The organism is Gemmatimonadota bacterium (genome assembly GCA_026705765.1).
Taxonomy (GTDB): Bacteria; Latescibacterota; UBA2968; order UBA2968; family UBA2968; genus VXRD01.
In genome coordinates, this window is the sequence record JAPPAB010000161.1 from 1 (window position 1) to 4,126 (window position 4,126).

At 50.2% G+C, this 4,126-nt stretch carries 2 protein-coding genes; one reads left to right on the forward strand and one right to left on the reverse strand.

Annotated elements, in window-relative coordinates; all coding sequences use genetic code 11:
- The coding region (locus OXH16_20595; protein MCY3683805.1) for a PD-(D/E)XK nuclease domain-containing protein at positions 1–743 on the forward strand (743 nt) is incomplete at its 5' end.
- A 124-nt stretch (positions 744–867) separates the two neighbouring features.
- On the opposite strand, the gene OXH16_20600 is transcribed toward OXH16_20595, so the two are convergent.
- On the reverse strand, positions 868–4,126 hold a 3,259-nt coding region (locus OXH16_20600), incomplete at its 5' end, for a sigma 54-interacting transcriptional regulator (GenBank protein ID MCY3683806.1).

Consider the following 4,126-nt stretch of genomic DNA (forward strand, 5'->3'; position numbering starts at 1 on the left):
TGTTCCGAAACCGCAGCTTTAAAGCCTACTGGTTTGAGACCGGCACGCCGACATTCTTAGTCGAGACGCTACTATCGCGCGGGATTGGTACACTGGATCTGGACAACATATTGGGCAGTGACGAACTGTTATCTACATTTGACGTTGACCACATCGCCACCGAAGCTCTGCTGTTCCAGACCGGGTATCTCACGATTATCCAAACCGAACCGCGCGGTAGCAGAACCTACTACCGCCTGAGCTACCCAAACCAGGAAGTGCGCCAGAGCCTGAACGAAAGTTTGCTCAACCATTTGACGGGAAGCCCCGCGCAACAGGCCGAGCACAGTGCCCGTCTATACGACCTGCTGCTGGTCAATGACTTCGCTGGCCTAAAAAACCTGTTCAAGGCGTTCTTCGCCAGCATCCCCTATCAGTGGCACACAAACAATGACATAGCGAACTACGAAGGCTACTACGCCAGCGTCTTCTACTCCTACTTCGCATCGGTGGGATTCGACATCGTTGTGGAAGACAGTGGCAGCGATGGGCGTCTGGACATGGCGGTTCGTTTCAACGACACTGTGTATCTGTTCGAGCTCAAGGTTGTGGAATTGGCACCGGAAGGGTCTGCAATGGCGCAATTGCAGGCAAAGGGATACGCGGACAAATACCGGGGTTTGGACCAGCCGATCCATCTGATCGGGGTAGAGTTCAGTAAGGATACCCGCAATATAACGGCCTTTGAGGTCATATCTGCATGAGAGGTGAGAAATTGGGAAATACTCAGTGTTGAAGAGTCTAAAGATGCGGTTAAAGTTATGCGGCGTGTTTGCCGCGCTTTGAAGTGAATCTTGGAGATGCCTGATGTTCCATTTTGAATTGTCTTCAAACATCGCGGTCTAGTTTAATACCCAGTCTTTTCATTTTTCCATACAGGGTAGAAGGGGGTACTCCAAGCAGTGTCGCTGCGCCCTCGGGGCCTTTTATCTGCCAATTCGTGGCTTTTAGTGCGTCGAGGATGTAGCGGCGGTCATACTCATCCAAAGGCACGAATTCGCGGTCTTGAGAAGCAAATAAAGTCCACTGATCCATATCTTTGATTTGAGAACCAGGCAGTCCCAGATCTCCCACTCCAATTTGAGACTCGGGACACAAGACCACAGCCCGCTGTATGGTATGCTCTAATTCCCGCACATTACCCGACCAATGGTAGCTTTGTAACACTGCAATAATTTCTGGCGTCAAGGGAGCTATTTGCTTGCCCAGATGCGTCGCCATGCGCGTCTTGAAATACTCGGCTAATTCCGGTATATCCTCCTTGCGTTCGCGAAGCGGCGGTAAATACATCGGAAAGGCATTGAGGCGATAATAGAGGTCCTCCCGAAAATCTCCTGTGCGGACCATCTCCTCAAGATTGCGATTGGTCGCTACCACAATCCGCGTCTTTACCATCTGCGTCTCGCTACTCCCAACCCGCTCAAACGTACCCTCTTCCAGCAAGCGCAACAGCTTGACCTGCGTTTCCAAGGCCATATCGCCGATCTCGTCCAAAAAGAGTGTGCCACCTTCCGCCAGTTCCACCCTGCCCAGTCTTTGGGAAACAGCAGTGGTAAAAGCTCCTCTCTCGTGCCCAAACAGTTCACTATCGATCAACGTCCCGGGCAATGCACCGCAATTAAACTCTATAAAAGGACCATCGCGATGGGCACTCAGCGCGTGCAGTGTCCGCGCTGCCAGTCCCTTGCCCACACCTGTCTCGCCCATAATCAGCACGGTCATATTGGTAGATGCAATTTTTTCAAGACTGATTTGAAATTTGCTCAGAGCCGCGCTATGACCGATAAACTGTTGGCTTCCTCGGCGGTTGATGACGTCGGTCAATGCTTCGATGCGCGGGTCTGCCGTGATCGAGAGTCTTACCTGCGCTATCTCTGAGTAATTCAGATCGCGATCTATCGCCCGGACCTGAAATGTGTAGTCTCCCGGCGGCAAGTCTCGATAAAAGGCCCGCATCTTGCGAGTGGCTGGTTGCCAGTCAGAATCATAGCCATTCAGGCGATAGATGTAGAGCATGTCGCTGGGATGGGTGGAAAAACTTCTGCCCTTATACTCAAAAATCACATTTTGTCCTGTCGTAGATAGAATATCTTCCTGCAGGTCCTCATACACCTTATCGGCAATCACCTGCAGCAGGCGAATCTGAGGCGAGGTTTTTTGTTGTCGATAGCGCACCAAAGGATGTTGGACTGTACCGAACCAAAAGTTTCCATCGCGGTCTTCGAGTATCTGACAAACCAATCCTATATGCGGTAACTTTATGGTTTGGAAAAGCCGACCATCATAATGTGCTACGCCGCCATCTGTACCGAGCCAGAGATATCCTCGCGAGTCCTCAAACAAACAACGAATGTGATTATTCGGCAAGCCTTCTTCAGTCGTGAAGCTGTGAAAGACGTTGCCATCAAAACGACTCAGACCCCTCTTAGTAGCAATCCACAGGTTGCCATTGCTGTCTAACAGCAAGTCTGTGACCTGGTCGTCGATCAGTCCATCTTCAATCCCATAAAATTTAAGCCTATATTCGGGATGCCAACACGCAAAGCCCTTGTCAGTGCCTGAGAAATTTTGGTGAATGAGATGAAAATAGATCTCGCCATTGCGCCCAAAAATCACAGTGCCGATACGGCTGAAAGGATCGTTCTTCTCATCCTCCACAAAAATGGTTTGGAATGCCTCACCCTGCTGGTAAATGATCTTCAATGAACTGATAAAAAGATCCTTTCCTTTTTTTCTCGTGCTGTTTTCCCAGTGTCCCAAAAGAAATTGTCCTTGAGAATCCTGGGTGATTGCACTGATACTTCTTTCGCCTGAATCTGCGGGTATTTGCATTTTTTTTATTTTCTTCCCATCGTAGCGGAACAGACCCGTGTCGCCACCAAACCACAGGTACCCGTCGAGGTCCTCGTAGATGGCAAAACAGTTATGGAGATCAACACCATCCTCTGTGCTTACAAATTCAAAGTGTTCGCCATCGAAGCGAAAGACGCTTTTGGTCCATGCATTGAGATGGAAACCCTCATACCCGATCCATATATCACCGCGCTGGTCTTGCACGAGGTGCGAGACCTCACTCACGGTGTTAGAAAACTCCGGATCCATATCGAAAACGCTGATCTTTGTATCGTAAAGCCCAACACCGCCCCAGGTGGCGAACCAGAATTGATACTCGCGATCCTGAAACACGGCTTTGACTGCACGATGGGGCAGCCCATCGGCAGGGGTAAGTCTGCTGAACCCCTCACCGTCCTGATAGATCACCCCTTCTGAAGTACTGAACCACATCCGTCCTTCCCTGTCACACTGAATTTTGCGTAGGCCGCCTCCCAAATCGACCATAACAGACTGGAAAGAGCCATCGGCATAGCACCAGAGCCCCTCTCGATGTCTAAATCGACCGATCCACACCTTGCCAGTATGGTCCTCGCCCACAGAATAGATGTTTTCATCTCGGGGAAATCCCTCTTTCTCTTCGTATCGGTGGAAAGATTCACCGTCGAAGCGGATGAGATAATCAAAGCCAAACCACAGGTGGCCTTCCGAATCCTGAGCAATACCCCGACACTGGTCGGACCATTCGGGAGAAGGCGGCTGCTCGTAGTCTTGCAGATAGAGCGGAATCAAATCGTGGAACACAGTACCGTCGTAATATCCCAGAGTCCTGTGGCCACCACACCATATACGCCCCTCGCTGTCTTCGTAAATGAACTCCACTGCGCGGTCCGCGATCCCCTCGTCCACCAAATGGTGAAAATCTGTTCCGTCATACCAGCAGACCCCATTTAATGTGCCAAACCACAACCGATTCTGGCTGTCTTGTAAAACAAAATGAGCATGATCATTAATAAAACCGTCCTGTTTGGTAAAATTCTGGAACTCGTCCCCATCAAAGCGGCTGACGCCATTATCCCATGTGGCGAACCAGATACACCCCTCGTTATCCTCAGCAATGTGTTCAATGCGCATTCCGGCCAGGCCATCGGCCATAGAATAAGTCCGATAGGTGCCCGTGCGCTCAAGTGGCTTGATCATAGAAGCTGTTTTAAAACTCGTGTGATTAAGCGAGTCTGTTGAGTAAAAGGTGAAT